The sequence below is a fragment of the Alcaligenes sp. Lyrl_28 genome (genome assembly GCF_051948705.1).
Taxonomy (GTDB): Bacteria; Pseudomonadota; Gammaproteobacteria; order Burkholderiales; family Burkholderiaceae_B; genus Alcaligenes; species Alcaligenes ammonioxydans.
Window position 1 is genome coordinate 149,013 of sequence record NZ_JAYJLG010000007.1, and the last position, 13,327, is coordinate 162,339.

Annotated in this window: 12 protein-coding genes and 1 riboswitch; of the genes, 6 read left to right on the forward strand and 6 right to left on the reverse strand. The window is 59.0% G+C overall.

Features of this window, described 5'->3' with window-relative positions; translation table 11 throughout:
* Positions 1-71 precede the first annotated feature (71 nt).
* From VF694_RS15360 to VF694_RS15375, 4 genes are read right to left on the reverse strand one after another with little or no spacing between them, the layout of a single operon-like run.
* Positions 72-749 (reverse strand): DUF484 family protein, encoded by a 678-nt coding sequence (locus VF694_RS15360; RefSeq protein ID WP_003804255.1) that lies wholly within the window; start codon positions 747-749, stop codon positions 72-74.
* Between the two features lie 2 nt (positions 750-751).
* Complete coding sequence (dapF, locus tag VF694_RS15365) at positions 752-1,675, reverse strand: diaminopimelate epimerase (RefSeq protein WP_131071226.1); 924 nt, start codon at positions 1,673-1,675, stop codon at positions 752-754.
* Between the two features lie 8 nt (positions 1,676-1,683).
* Entirely contained in the window at positions 1,684-2,574 is an 891-nt protein-coding gene (locus tag VF694_RS15370) for a lysophospholipid acyltransferase family protein (RefSeq protein WP_301606519.1), read from the reverse strand.
* Positions 2,571-3,425, reverse strand: coding sequence for a lysophospholipid acyltransferase family protein (locus tag VF694_RS15375; protein WP_059318510.1), 855 nt, complete (start codon positions 3,423-3,425; stop codon positions 2,571-2,573). Before VF694_RS15375 ends, VF694_RS15370 begins: the two co-directional genes overlap by 4 nt.
* A gap of 237 nt (positions 3,426-3,662) precedes the next feature.
* On the opposite strand from VF694_RS15375, the gene metK reads away from it, so the two are divergent.
* From metK to metF, 4 genes are all read left to right on the forward strand, one after another.
* Positions 3,663-4,826 carry a methionine adenosyltransferase gene (metK, locus tag VF694_RS15380; protein ID WP_003804249.1) on the forward strand — a complete coding sequence of 388 codons (1,164 nt, stop codon included), beginning with the start codon at positions 3,663-3,665 and terminating at the stop codon, positions 4,824-4,826.
* 201 nt (positions 4,827-5,027) lie between these two features.
* Positions 5,028-5,119, forward strand: a riboswitch (S-adenosyl-L-homocysteine riboswitch).
* A gap of 73 nt (positions 5,120-5,192) precedes the next feature.
* Positions 5,193-6,590, forward strand: coding sequence for an adenosylhomocysteinase (ahcY, locus tag VF694_RS15385; protein WP_003804247.1), 1,398 nt, complete (start codon positions 5,193-5,195; stop codon positions 6,588-6,590).
* A gap of 42 nt (positions 6,591-6,632) precedes the next feature.
* The gene (locus VF694_RS15390) at positions 6,633-6,971 is read left to right on the forward strand and encodes a phage holin family protein (protein ID WP_003804245.1); all 339 of its coding nucleotides are present in this window, start codon (positions 6,633-6,635) and stop codon (positions 6,969-6,971) included.
* Positions 6,968-7,807 (forward strand): methylenetetrahydrofolate reductase [NAD(P)H], encoded by an 840-nt coding sequence (gene metF / locus VF694_RS15395; protein WP_131071227.1) that lies wholly within the window; start codon positions 6,968-6,970, stop codon positions 7,805-7,807. The genes VF694_RS15390 and metF overlap by 4 nt, the downstream gene beginning before the upstream one ends.
* A 140-nt stretch (positions 7,808-7,947) precedes the next feature.
* Here metF and VF694_RS15400 read toward each other — a convergent pair whose 3' ends face one another.
* Positions 7,948-8,577 carry a 5-formyltetrahydrofolate cyclo-ligase gene (locus VF694_RS15400; protein WP_003804239.1) on the reverse strand — a complete coding sequence of 210 codons (630 nt, stop codon included), beginning with the start codon at positions 8,575-8,577 and terminating at the stop codon, positions 7,948-7,950.
* On the opposite strand from VF694_RS15400, the gene VF694_RS15405 reads away from it, so the two are divergent.
* Both VF694_RS15405 and VF694_RS15410 read left to right on the forward strand, forming a co-directional pair.
* Positions 8,576-10,705 (forward strand): lytic transglycosylase domain-containing protein, encoded by a 2,130-nt coding sequence (locus VF694_RS15405; protein WP_003804237.1) that lies wholly within the window; start codon positions 8,576-8,578, stop codon positions 10,703-10,705. The genes VF694_RS15400 and VF694_RS15405 overlap by 2 nt on opposite strands.
* A 14-nt stretch (positions 10,706-10,719) precedes the next feature.
* Positions 10,720-11,862 carry a tRNA CCA-pyrophosphorylase gene (locus tag VF694_RS15410; RefSeq protein WP_235587698.1) on the forward strand — a complete coding sequence of 381 codons (1,143 nt, stop codon included), beginning with the start codon at positions 10,720-10,722 and terminating at the stop codon, positions 11,860-11,862.
* 248 nt (positions 11,863-12,110) lie between these two features.
* Here VF694_RS15410 and VF694_RS15415 read toward each other — a convergent pair whose 3' ends face one another.
* A complete protein-coding gene (locus VF694_RS15415) occupies positions 12,111-13,325 on the reverse strand; it encodes a class I SAM-dependent methyltransferase (protein ID WP_003804229.1) in 1,215 nt (404 codons plus the stop codon).
* Between the last annotated feature and the right edge of the window lie 2 nt (positions 13,326-13,327).

Sequence of the window (13,327 nt, forward strand, 5' to 3'; positions counted from 1 at the left end):
CGGACTGAGCACCGGGTGGGCGACAGATTGCCCTGGCGAGTGGTCCTTGCTAGCGGTGTAGTCTGGTTTTTTCAGGCCGGACATTCGTTTTGATTAATACGGCTGGGTTTGTGTAAACGCTGCAAGGCCGCGCTGCACAGTTCGCCGATGCCTTCCAGAAAGTCGGTGCCCATATCGACGGTAAAGCGAGAGTCCTCGGGGGAACCCAGCACCAGCAGGCCAAACAAGGTATCGGATTCGGGGAATCTCAAGGGCACGATCGCCACTGACTGGGCATCCTGCTGCAGGTCAGCCAGAAAGTCTTGTTCACGCCGGGGACCGCAATAGGGTTTGAGCAAAGTATAGGCCCAACTGACCAAGGGGTCATCGGCCAGTACCTCGTCCGGATTCCAGCAATGCAGGCGCACGACTGGCATCTCGAAGATGCGTTCCAGGCTGCTGCAAATCAGAGCGGGCAAGGCCGCGGGATCAGACTCGGCCAGCATCTGGCAGTTCCATTGATGCAATTGGCGCGAGATTTTTTCATTGCCCCGGGCATTGGCCACCAGCATGGCCAGTTGGCGTTCGGTTTTCTTGCCGCGTTCGCGCAGCAGCATGATCTGGCGCTCGCCCAGGGAAATGGCGCGGCTTTGATGCGGGTGGGGCACCATCAGTTTGGCAAAAACGTCGGCGTGTGCGTCGAAAAAATCAGGGTTGGCTTTCAAAAACTGGGCCACGTCCACGGCGCTAAGGCTGTTGGGGGTATCCATGTCTAGAAGGTTTCCTTTCTGGCTACGGATGCACACAGTGCATCAATATCGACTTGTCCGGTAAAGACGGTTTGGGCCGGGCCGCTCATGCGTAGCGCCTGTCCGTCCCATTCAATGCGTAGACTGCCTCCACGAGTATCAACGACAACCGGGCTTTGGAGCAATCCCCGGCGTATGCCTGCCACCACAGCCGCACAGGCGCCGGTCCCGCAGGCCAGCGTTTCACCCGCACCGCGTTCGTAGACGCGCAGCTTGATATGGTGGGGATCAAGAATTTGCATGAACCCGGCGTTGACCTTGTGGGCAAAACGGGGGTGGGACTCGATAAACGGGCCGACCGTGGCAACGGGAGCCTGCTTGACGTCATCGACTACTTGCACCGCATGGGGATTGGAGATGGACACCAGCGACAGGGAGACGGGTTCGGCTTGATCGGGCACGGGCAGCAGCCACAGCGTATCCTCGCCCTGAGCTTTCTGTTCCAGCCCGCTTGGGTCAAAAGCAACATCGGCCGGCGTAAATCGGGTGGTGCCCATCATGACCTCCACGCCGCGCTCCGGATCATCATTCAAGCTGATGATGCCGGTGCGAATTTGCGCACGCAAAGGGTTGGCCGACGACAGGCCTTGCTCATGCACGAAGCGGACAAAGCACCGCGCGCCATTGCCGCAATGTTCGACCTCGCCGCCGTCGGCGTTGAAGATCCGGTATCGGAAGTCGGCGCCGGCTTCGGTTGCCGCCTCCACCAGCAAAATCTGATCGGCACCAATCCCGAAATGGCGATCTGCCAGAGCGCGGGCTCGTTCCGGTGTCAGTTCGATGTCCTGCGTCACACCATCCAGCATGACAAAGTCATTGCCCGCACCGTGCATTTTGCTGAAATGCCAGATTGTGGCTGCGGGTTGGGGTGCAGGAGAGCGATACATGATGGGGCCTAGTAGATGCCGGGTTGCCCTTCAGGGCGGGTTTTGAAGCGTCGATGTACCCAATAATACTGCGGCGGGTCCTCGCGCACATAGTTTTCGATCAGGGCATTCATGCGTTCGGTGGCCTCTTCCAGGCTGCCTTCACCCGGAAAGTCGGCCATGGGTTCCAGCACCTGAATATGGTAGTGGCCGGTTTGTGCGTCCAGTCGCGAAATCACCGGAATGACCAGCGCGTCCTGGTTTCGGGCGATCTGCGCGGTGGACAACAGCGTGGCCGCCGGAACATTGAAAAAGGGCACGAACGCCGCGCCTTTGGTGCCGAAATCCATATCGGGCAGGTAATAAATTGGCTGACCCTTTTGCAGCGCGCGCATCAGGCCGCGAATACCGTCCTTGCGTGAGATCAGCGGCACCGAGGAAAAGCGGCTGCGGCCTTCATACATCAGGCGATCCACATGGGGGTCGCGTTGCGGAGTGTAGAACGCCACCAAGGGTGAAATGGACATGGACAGTCGTGTGCCCGCTGCGTCCATCCCCAGGAAATGCGGGACCAGCAGCATGACCTTGCGGCCTTGTTCCAGGGCTTGGGTAATGTGTTCTTCGCCCGTCAGGTGCAGGGTGTTCAAAATGGTGCTGGGCAGGCCGAACCAAAGCAGGCCCCGGTCCAGATAGGATTGAGCCAGCAGGCGAAAGTGTTGCTTTTCCCATTCACGACGGGTGTTTTCGGGGGTGTCGGGAAAACACAGGTCCAGATTGGTACGCACAATATGCCGGCGGCGCGAGGCAAAGCGATGTACTAGTCCGCCCAGCACAGTGCCCCAACGCTGGCGCGTGCGTACCGGGACACGACCAAAATAGGAAAAAACGGATTTGAGCAGCGGGTAAGAATTAAAACTCATGGGGTGGTATCGCCAGGCAAAGGGGGCGCATCGTGAGGAATTTTGTAGCGGTTATAGCCCCACAGGTATTGGGTGGGGAAGCGCCGGATCATGGTTTCCATGGACTGGTTGATCAGGGTAGCCAGTTCTGTCGGGTCCTCGGGCAAGGGCTCGGGCAGACGCAAGGTATGGATATGCCATCCACGACCTTTGGGCAGGCGCTCGGCAGCAGTCACAATCACAGGCACGTTGGATTGGCGTGCCAGCTTGCCCGCCAGCGTCATTGTCAGGGCAGGGCGACCAAAGAATGGCGCCCATACACCATCTCCGCCGCTGGGAACCTGATCGGGCAACATGCCGACCGACTCGCCCCGGCGAAAAGCACGAACAAATTCGCGCACGCCTTTCATGTTGGCGGGGACGGCATGCATTCCTGGTAATTCGCGCGACGCTACCATCAAGGGCTCCAGGAAGGCTTGGCGGGGGGGGCGGAACATGACGGTCAGCGGTCCTAAACCGGCCAGATAGCGCGCAATCATTTCAAAGCAGCCCAAGTGTGGGGTCAGGTAAAGCACACCGCGCCCTTCGGCATGGGTAGTCTGGAGCAGGGTGGGGTCGTCCGCAGTGCAACGGGCCAGGCACTTTTCCGGATACAACCAGACGCGTGGCGTTTCCAGGATCATGGCGCCGGTTTCTCCGGCCGCTTGTCGAAAAAAAGCGGGGGAGTCGTAACCCGCTTGCCGACAGTGGCTTTGCAGACGGCGGCGATAGCGTCCGGGAAAAGCGTAAATCAGGCGTCCGATTCCTTTGCCCAGCCCATGCAGGACGGGTAAAGGCAGACGAGCCATCAGACGTAAAAGTGCCGCGAGCATGGGCCTGGCAATCCTTTAGTGTGAAGTTTTGCTGAAATAAATACGTATTTTCGCTTAAAATGGAATGTATCGCTGAGTTAAACGACAACTTGCGGAGCGATCAGGCAGCAATCTGCCCACTATAAACCGCTAAAGCGTCGCGCCCCGTCTATCGTATCCACATCGCTGGCTTCGAGGTGCAACGCAGTTTGTTCAACCTCGTGCTGATTATCAGCCCTTATCCAAGGAAGCTACGCTGTGAACCACAACGACTTTCTCTTTACGTCCGAATCCGTCTCTGAAGGGCACCCCGACAAGGTTGCCGACCAGATTTCCGACGCCATCCTGGACGCGATTTTCGAGCAGGACCCGCAAGCGCGTGTTGCCGCTGAAACCCTGTGCAATACCGGCCTGGTGGTGCTGGCCGGCGAGATCACGACCCACGCCAACGTGGACTACATCCAGGTAGCCCGTGACACCATCAAGCGCATTGGCTATGACAATGGCGACTACGGCATCGATTACAAATCCTGCGCGGTTCTGGTGGCCTATGACAAGCAATCGCCCGATATCGCCCAGGGCGTGGACCGTAGCCCTGAAGAGCTGCTGAACCAGGGTGCCGGCGACCAGGGCCTAATGTTTGGCTATGCCTGCGACGAAACCCCTGATCTGATGCCTGCTCCGATCTGGTATGCCCACCGTCTGGTGCAACGCCAAAGCGAGCTGCGCAAAGATGGTCGTCTGCCCTGGTTGCGCCCGGATGCCAAGTCCCAGGTTACCTTCCGCTATGTGGACGGCCATCCTGCCGAAGTGGACACCGTGGTGCTGTCCACCCAGCACGCGCCTGAAATGTCCCAGAAGGACATTCACGAAGCGGTCATTGAGCACATCATTCGTCCATGCTTCCCATCGGATCTGTTGACCGAGAAAACCCGCTTCCTGGTGAACCCCACCGGCAAGTTCGTGATTGGTGGTCCTCAAGGCGATTGCGGTCTGACTGGCCGCAAGATCATTGTGGACACCTACGGCGGAGCCTGCCCGCACGGTGGCGGTGCCTTCTCCGGCAAGGACCCCTCCAAGGTGGACCGTTCCGCGGCCTACGCGGCGCGTTACGTGGCCAAGAATATTGTGGCCGCCGGTCTGGCGCGTCAGTGCCAGGTGCAGTTGAGCTACGCCATTGGCGTGGCCGAGCCAATCAACATCACCATTTACACCGAAGGCACGGGTGTGATTCCGGATACCGAAATCGCCAAGCTGGTGCGCCAGCATTTTGACCTGCGCCCACGCGGCATTATTGACATGCTGGATCTGCAGCGTCCCATCTACTCCAAGACAGCCGCCTATGGTCACTTCGGCCGCAGCGAGCCTGAGTTCAGCTGGGAGGCCACGGACAAGGCGCAGATTTTGCGTCAGGCCATCTAAGCCTTTTGGGCGAACAGGCAAAGGCCGCATGAGCGGCGCTTTGCAGACGTAGTATCGCGTTGTGGGTTCCCGATCCGGGTGCCCGCAACGTGGGCTGAGGCGGGCCAGACTCGGACTCAGACAAAGAAATGATGTTTTTTACCAGTGAGGCTGTCTTCCCAAGAGGAGCCAAACAGGTACAATCACCAACAGTAAATTGCCATCCTCGAGGGGCGTTGCGACAAGACACTGATCTTGCCAGGCTCGGGGTATGGATAGGTGGTATCCACCTTGGAGAACGACGCTCACCACGACCCGCATGGCGGGCTGCTGGTGAGATTCATTTGCTCTCCGTGCAGTCCGCGTGCCGTATAACGGAGCCCGACTGTGACTTTTACCGATTACAAAATTGCCGATATTTCCTTGGCTGAATGGGGCCGCCGCGAGCTGACCATTGCCGAGACCGAAATGCCTGGCCTGATGGCCACCCGCGAGGAATTTGCCGCCTCGCAGCCCCTGAAGGGCGCACGCATTGCCGGCAGTTTGCACATGACCATTCAAACCGGGGTGCTGATTGAAACCCTGACGGCTCTGGGCGCTGAAGTGCGCTGGGCCTCGTGCAATATCTTTTCCACGCAAGATCACGCTGCTGCGGCCATTGCCGCCTCCGGTGTGCCCGTGTTCGCCGTCAAGGGTGAAACCTTGGAAGAGTACTGGCAGTACGCCCACGACATTTTTGACTGGCCCGGCGAACAGGCCAACATGATTCTGGACGATGGTGGCGACGCCACCCTGTTGCTGCATCTGGGCGCCCGTGCTGAAAAAGATCTGTCCGTTCTGGACAATCCCGGCAGCGAAGAAGAGCGCGTCATGTTCGCCTCCATCCGCGCCCGTCTGCAAAACGACAAAACCTGGTATTCCACCCGCCTGGCCCAAATCAAGGGTGTGACTGAAGAGACCACCACAGGCGTGCACCGTCTGTACCAGATGGCCAAGAAAGGTGAGCTGGCTTTCCCTGCCATCAACGTGAACGACTCGGTGACCAAGTCCAAGTTCGACAACCTGTATGGCTGCCGCGAGTCCCTGGTGGACGGCATCAAGCGTGCCACGGACGTGATGGTTGCCGGCAAGATCGCGGTGGTGTGTGGCTTTGGCGACGTGGGCAAAGGGTGTGCGCAAGCGTTGGCTGCCTTGCGCGCCCAGGTTTGGGTCACCGAAGTGGACCCCATCTGCGCCCTGCAGGCCTCGATGGAAGGCTACCGCGTGGTAACCATGGAAGAAGCTGCCGACAAAGCAGACATCTTCGTGACCGCGACAGGCAACTACCATGTCATCGACCGCTCGCACATGGAACGCATGAAAGATCAGGCCATCGTGTGCAATATCGGTCACTTTGACAATGAAATCGATGTGGCCTCGGTGGAAGACCTGGAGTGGGAAGAGATCAAGCCCCAAGTCGATCACATCATTTTCCCCGACGGCAAGCGCATCATCCTGTTGGCCAAAGGTCGTTTGGTGAACCTGGGCTGCGCAACTGGGCACCCCTCGTTTGTGATGTCGGCGTCGTTCACGAACCAGACCATTGCACAAATTGAATTGTTCACCCGTGGCGAGCACTACGAAGCAGGTAAAGTATATGTACTGCCCAAGCACCTGGACGAGAAAGTAGCTCGCTTGCACCTGAAGAAACTGGGTGTGAACCTGACTACCTTGTCCCAGGCGCAGGCAGATTACATCAACGTGCCTGTGCAAGGGCCCTTTAAGGCTGAGCACTACCGCTACTAAAACACACCGGCGTCTTCGGACGCCTGTTCTTGGAGCCCTATCATGACTTTGCTACTTGTCTGGATCCTGAATGCTGTTGCTTTGCTGGTTGTTGCCTACATCCTGCCCGGTATTACCGTGGCCTCGTTTGGCTCAGCCCTGATTGCGGCGCTGGTATTGGGCTTGCTCAATACGTTGGTCAAACCTTTGCTGATTGTGCTGACCTTGCCCATTACCATTGTGACCTTGGGTTTGTTCCTTCTGGTACTGAATGCCTTGGTGTTCTGGTTTGCCGGTTCTATTCTCAAAGGGTTTCAGGTTGAAGGATTCTGGTGGGCGGTGATTGGGGCGATCGTCTACAGCCTGGTTTCCGGGCTGCTGTCGGGATTGTTAATTAAATGAGCAAGAAGCAAACCTTGAGCCTGGAGTTTTTCCCGCCGCGCGATAGCGCGGCGCAGGAAAAACTGGTGCGCACTGCCAAGACCCTGATGGGCTTGAATCCGGCCTATGTCAGCATGACGTTTGGAGCCGGTGGCTCCACACGTGCTGGTACGGTCGATGCGGTGGCATTGCTGCAAAACCTGGGCTTGGATGTGGCACCGCACCTGTCGTGCATCGGTACGGCTCCGGCCCAGTTGGGCGAGATGCTCGATACCTACCGCGATCAGGGCATACGCCGTATTGTTGCCTTGCGCGGCGACTTGCCCTCGGGCATGGGCGGTGACACGGGTGAGCTGCGCTATGCCAGTGATCTGGTGTCCTTCATTCGAGAGCACTATGGCGAACACTTTCACATCGAAGTGGCTGCCTACCCTGAAATGCATCCTCAGGCCACCAGCCTTGAGGAAGACCTGGGTCACTTTGTGAACAAGGTCAAGGCCGGGGCGCATGGCGCAATCACCCAGTATTTCTTCAACCCGGATGCCTACTTCAGTTTTGTGGAGCGGGCCCAGGCTCAAGGTGTCACCATTCCGATCACGCCGGGCATCATGCCGATTACCAACTCGTCTCAGTTGCTGCGTTTTTCGACCATGTGCGGTGCGGAAGTGCCACGCTGGATTCGTTTGCGACTGGCCGATTTTGGTGATGATCGGGCATCGATTCGCGCTTTCGGGATCGATGTGGTGGCGCGCTTGTGTCAGGATCTGCTCGATGGCGGGGCGCCGGGTATACACATGTACACCCTGAACGGGGCCGATGCCAGCATGGCTATCTTGCCGAATCTGACTTGGCGTTAAGTTCTCCAGCATCAAAAAAAACCCGCCAGATGGATTTGGCGGGTTTTTTCATGACCCGGCTCAATGGCTCACACCGAGCGTTGCGTCATACGATGCGCGGCGCGGGGGGGCCGGCAAAGCCGGGTTGGCGAACCAGGTGCTTATAGCTGCGGTGCAGGTACGGCCCAGCCTTTGTCGGTCAGCACACTGTCCAGCCGTTGGTCGTGGGGGGCGGGCTGATAAGGCAGGCCCGACAGGTCGCCCACTGCCCAGGCAATACCAATGCTGGTAAAGGCATGGTTTTGCGCTTTTAGCGCCGCCAGGGTCCGGTCGTAGTACCCTTTTCCATACCCTAGGCGGTCGCCTTGGCGGGTGTAGCCCAAAGTAGGGACCAGGACAATGTCCGGTTGCAGGGTTTGGGAGGAGCTCGGGATTTCTATGCCGTAGCGCCCTTTTTCCATTTTCGTCTCGGGTGTCCACTGAACAAAGCTCAGGGGAGCGTCCGCTTCTTTGACGACAGGAAGACAGACATTGAGGCCTTCTTCTTCCACCCATTGAACCAGCAAAGGGCGCAGGTCCGGTTCGTCGGCCATTGGCCAGAAAGCTGCAATGGTGGTGGGTTCGGCACGGCCTTGTTCACGCAGGCGAGTGCGGTTGGTGGCCAGCCAGGTGAACAGGCGGCCCCGGATCAGCAGGGCGCCCCGGTTGGTGTCAATGGAGGGCTGCCCGGCTCGCAGGTCTTTTAGTCGCGTGCGCAGCGCGGCTGCGTTATGCTCTACGTTCTGAATCATGGGTGATTTTCTAAAGGCCGTCACTATGGGTATCAACCAGCTAAAGTACCAGAAAACACCAGCTTGGGGCATGGCCGGCGCGCTTCCACGTCCGTCCTTGAGCGCCCTGGTGGTGTTCGCACTGGGTTTGGTCGGCTGTGCGGGTTCGCCCTCGCCGCAGGCCCAGACCCATTCCCCCGAAGCGACAATCACGAATCAAGCCGTACTTGTGCAGCCTGCCAAAGAGGCGGTACGGCGCTGGGATCGCGTCCCGCCTGTTCCGCCGGTGGCACGCCAGGCGCTGATCGACGCGCGGCAAGCCATGCAGGCCAAGCGCTGGAGTGCGCTTGACGCCCTGGCCCCCGTGGCAGCAGACGATCCCGTCCTGGGTTCCTATGCCCAATACTGGCGGCTGCGTCGCCTGTTACAGGACTCGACCACGCCGGTGCCAGACGAGCAAGTCCGTTTGTTTTTGGCCGGCAATCAAGACGAATACCTGGAAAATCGCCTGAAGTCTGATTGGATCGTGGCGGCAGCACGGGCAGGTAACTATGCGCTGGTGCGTGAACTGGCGCCCGTGCATGCGCCCAGCTCGGCGGTGAAGTGCGCCGTGGCGACAGCCCGGAACGTGGCCGGAGAGTCGGTCGATGTCGACGATCTGCTGGCTTCTTTTGCGCCCAGCCAGGCTTGCTGGTCCGCGCTGGATCAACTGTACGCCCGCAAAGTGATCAGCAAGAATCAGGTCCGTGACCTGATGCGGGACGCGCTTGAAAACAACCGTACTGCTCAGGCCCGACGCCTGGCGGCAATTATTTTCACCGCGCCGCAGATGAAGGATTACACCGCCTTGATGGCCTCGCCACAAAAATGGCTCGACCGTAATGTGAACAATAGTTCGGTCAATCCCGAACTGGTGTCGCTGGCCTTGTCTCGCCTTGCCCGCGGTCAGCGGGATTCGGCAGCAGCCTATATCGATCGCACCTGGGCGGGCAAGATTCCCCAGGAAAACCTGAATTGGGTCTGGGGCCAGTTTGGTCTGGTCAGTGCCTTGCGGGTGGAGGATGATGCGGCCAAATGGTATCGCCGCTCCGGTCGTACCCCCATGACGGATTACAACAACGCCTGGCAAGTGCGCGCCGAGTTGCGTCAGGCCACGATCGACTGGAAGCAGGTGGCTGCAGCCATCGATAAAATGAATGATGCGCAAAAGGCTGAGCCGGTTTGGGTGTACTGGTCAGGACGTGCGCATGCGGCCTTGGGACATAAAGACAAGGCTCGTGCCCTGTTTCAGTCCATTGTGGGAGACCTGGGCTTTTATGGGCAACTGGCAACCGAGGAGTTGGGGCTGACCCCGTCCTTGCCGGCGCAACCGCAGCCTTTGACGCCTCTGGATATGCAAGATGCTCGTACCAATGCGGGTCTGTTGCGCGCGGTGGAGCTGTTCAAGCTGGGCTGGCGTCCTGAAGCGGTTCCCGAGTGGAATTTCGCTTTGCGCGGCATGAACGACAGGCAGTTGCGTGCGGCGGCCGAGTTTGCCCGCGAGCAGCATATTTACGATCGGGTGGTCAACACGTCCTTGTTGACCAAGAACGAGATCGACTTCAGCCAGCGTTTTATTGCTCCTTTCGAGGGGCGCGTGACCGAGCAGGCCAAATCCATCAATCTGGACCCAGCCTGGGTGTATGGTCTGATTCGTCAGGAATCGCGCTTTATTACCGATGCCCGCTCGGGTGTGGGGGCGTCGGGCCTGATGCAATTGATGCCCGCCACCGCCAAATGGGTGGCCAACAAGATTGATATGCACGATTTCTCGCCGGCACGGGTGAATGAGTTCGAGGTAAACACGGTATTGGGTACCAACTACCTGAACATGGTTCTGGGTCAACTGGGCGGGTCACAGGTATTGGCCTCGGCAGGTTATAACGCGGGACCTGGCCGTCCCATTCAATGGCGTTCGCGTCTGAACGGGTCGGTTGAAGGGGCCATTTTTGCGGAAACCATCCCCTTTACCGAGACACGCCTGTACGTGAAAAATGTGCTGTCCAACGCGAACTACTACGCCATGATGTTCAGTGGCCGGCCTCATTCGCTGAAGGATCGCCTGGGTGTTATTGCTCCTGGCGGAACGACGACGGCGTCCTTGCCTTGAGGATGGCCTGCTCCATGCTTGATGACAGACAACGTGCAGCCCTGGCGGCCCTGATGGGGCCGCCAGATCCGCTGCTGGCGGGCTTGCAGGTGTATGTGGTCGGCGGCGCGGTGCGTGACGCCTTGCTCGGTTTGCCGGCCGGCGACAAGGACTGGGTGGTGGTGGGCGCCCGACCCGAAGACATGGCTGCGCGCGGCTTTGTCCCGGTAGGCGGCGATTTTCCTGTGTTTTTGAATCCTCACAGCAAAGAAGAGTTCGCGCTGGCCCGGACTGAGCGCAAATCAGGTCGCGGCTACAAAGGCTTTACTTTCTACACGGGTACCGATGTCAGTCTGGCCGATGATTTGCGTCGTCGGGATCTGACCATCAATGCCATGGCGGTGGATGCAGCGGGCAATCTGCATGATCCTCTTAATGGGCTGGCAGATTTGCAGGCCCGCTTGTTCCGGCATGTTGGCACCGCTTTTAGTGAAGATCCCGTGCGCCTGTTACGCCTGGCACGCTTTGCTGCGCGCTTTGTCCAGTTCACGGTGGCTGATGATACCTGGGCCTTGGCGCGCGAGCTGGTGGAGCACGGCGAGGTTGACGAGCTCGTGCCCGAACGTGTTTACCTGGAGGTGGCCAAGGGCCTGTCTGCCAGTCAGCCTGCCCGGATGTTTGAGGTGCTTCAGGAGGTGGGGGCGTTGGAGCGGATCATGCCCGCCCTGACCTACAACGAGCAGGTCGGTCAGCAGGTTCAGATCGCCCGAGATCGGCAGTTGGATCTGGCAGGATGCTTTGCCGTGCTGTGCCATGTTTCCGAGACGCCCGCACAGGTTGCTGAGCAGATACGTGCACCGTCTGAATGGCGTGACCAAGCCCGTTTATTGCCCGTTCTTTTAAGTAGTCCAGCCTTGTTGCAGCCCCGCTCGCAGCCAGAGTTCGCCTTGCAGGTCATGGAGTCTTTGGATGCTTTGCGTAAGCCTGATCGTTTCCAGCAACTGATTCAGGCCGCTGCCTGTTTGAAGGCCGTTCCCGAGCAGGATTGGGACACCTTGCGTCAGATTATGGCCAGTGTGGATGCAGGGGCTGTTGCTGCGCAACACAAGGCTGAACCTGGCAAAATCCGGGAGGCAGTGCGCGCTGCCAGACTGGCGGCCCTGGAGCAGTCGCTCTAGCGTTCCTTCGCTACAGGCCGTGTGCAGGTTCCCGCTTTGGCCGATGCAGCCCATCGATCGCTTAACTCGTCACCTTGTCTTCGCGACAAGGTGAAGGGTGATCCGCAGAATCACAGTCGTACTGCAGCCAAAGGACGGTTGGGCGCGCTTAACGGACGCTCAAGATGGCAGGGTCGATATCTTGCCATTTCATGGGCAGGGGTCCCGCCCCTGGGCAAGCGGCTTTCAGGGCTCGACAGGCAATGTGTTTACAGGCGCTCGCGTCGATCTCCGCTCATTGTTCCTAGTACCGGGGCCGGAATATCACGCCCGATAATCAGCACTTTGAACAACTCGCCCATTTCCGCCTCAGACAGCAGCTTGTTGGCAGCACTCATGGTCTGCGCCCATTGCTGCTGGGCGGCAGGGGAGGGATCGTCGGGAGGGGAGGCCAGGTAGTGCGTAATACCGCAGTTCATCAGGAACCGGGCCTGGCTGGTATAGCCCAGCACATCCAGCCCTGCCTCCAGAGCGGCGTCAGCCATGGCTGTGAAGTCCACGTGGGCGGTAATGTCTTGCAGACCCGCCAGCACCAGAGGTTCGGCATGGGCAAAATGACGGAAATGGCACATCAAGGTGCCTTTATCGCGTTGTGGGTGGTAGTACTCGCGCTGTGGAAACCCGTAGTCGATCAGAATGGCAGCGCCGTGCTTTAACCAGGTGCCCATGCTACGCACCCAGGCTTCAGCCTGCAGATTGATCTCGGACAGGTAAAAAGGCTGCGCCTGAACACGTTCGGCGACCAGCAACGCCAGATGTTCAGGAGCGGGCCGGGTTGCCAGATAGAAGGGCGCGGGCAGGCCCTGGGCGGTGCTGTCGTCTGCGGCAATGACGCCCACTTCCAGCACCTTGCCCTCTACGTCAAAGGTGAACAGGCTGACGGGCATGGCGTCCAGAACTTCATTGGCAATCACGCAGCCCTTGAAGCTATCAGGCGTGCTGTCCAGCCATTGCACTTGAGCCTGCAGGCAAGCCAGACGTTCTTGCTGGCGGGCGCGCAAATCAGGGGATACTTCCAGAATGAAATACTGCGGTTCGATGCCTTGCTGGCGCAGTTCGGTAATCAGCGCGTAAGCCAGGGCGCCGCTGCCCGCGCCAAACTCCAGAATGGACAGGGACTGGCTGCCTGCCAGGACTTCTTTGACCTGATGGCTCAGGGTTTGTGCAAACAGGGGCGAGAGCTCCGGCGCAGTGGTGAAGTCTCCTGTTGGCTGATTGCTGCCGAATTTGGTGCTGCCGCCGGTGTAATACCCCAGATGCGGTGCGTACAGCGCATGGTGCATCCATTGATCGAAGGGCAAAAAGCCGCCTTCATCTTCAATGCGCTCCAGCAGGTAGTGGTTGACCTGCGCAAGGTGCTTTTTCAGCTCGTCCGACAGTGGGGGCAGGCCGTGTGGCAGGGCGGGGGCGGACAGTACATTCATGG

Excerpts from the sequence above, each read along its gene's own strand:
- VF694_RS15405 (WP_003804237.1), top strand. The coding sequence starts at position 8,576 with ATGGGTGATTTTCTAAAGGCCGTCACTATGGGTATCAACCAGCTAAAG.
- metF (WP_131071227.1), top strand. The coding sequence starts at position 6,968 with ATGAGCAAGAAGCAAACCTTGAGCCTGGAGTTTTTCCCGCCGCGCGAT.
- VF694_RS15415 (WP_003804229.1), bottom strand. The coding sequence starts at position 13,325 with ATGAATGTACTGTCCGCCCCCGCCCTGCCACACGGCCTGCCCCCACTG.
- VF694_RS15375 (WP_059318510.1), bottom strand. The coding sequence starts at position 3,425 with ATGCTCGCGGCACTTTTACGTCTGATGGCTCGTCTGCCTTTACCCGTC.
- VF694_RS15360 (WP_003804255.1), bottom strand. The coding sequence starts at position 749 with ATGGATACCCCCAACAGCCTTAGCGCCGTGGACGTGGCCCAGTTTTTG.
- VF694_RS15370 (WP_301606519.1), bottom strand. The coding sequence starts at position 2,574 with ATGAGTTTTAATTCTTACCCGCTGCTCAAATCCGTTTTTTCCTATTTT.
- VF694_RS15390 (WP_003804245.1), top strand. The coding sequence starts at position 6,633 with ATGACTTTGCTACTTGTCTGGATCCTGAATGCTGTTGCTTTGCTGGTT.
- dapF (WP_131071226.1), bottom strand. The coding sequence starts at position 1,675 with ATGTATCGCTCTCCTGCACCCCAACCCGCAGCCACAATCTGGCATTTC.
- VF694_RS15410 (WP_235587698.1), top strand. The coding sequence starts at position 10,720 with ATGCTTGATGACAGACAACGTGCAGCCCTGGCGGCCCTGATGGGGCCG.
- VF694_RS15400 (WP_003804239.1), bottom strand. The coding sequence starts at position 8,577 with ATGATTCAGAACGTAGAGCATAACGCAGCCGCGCTGCGCACGCGACTA.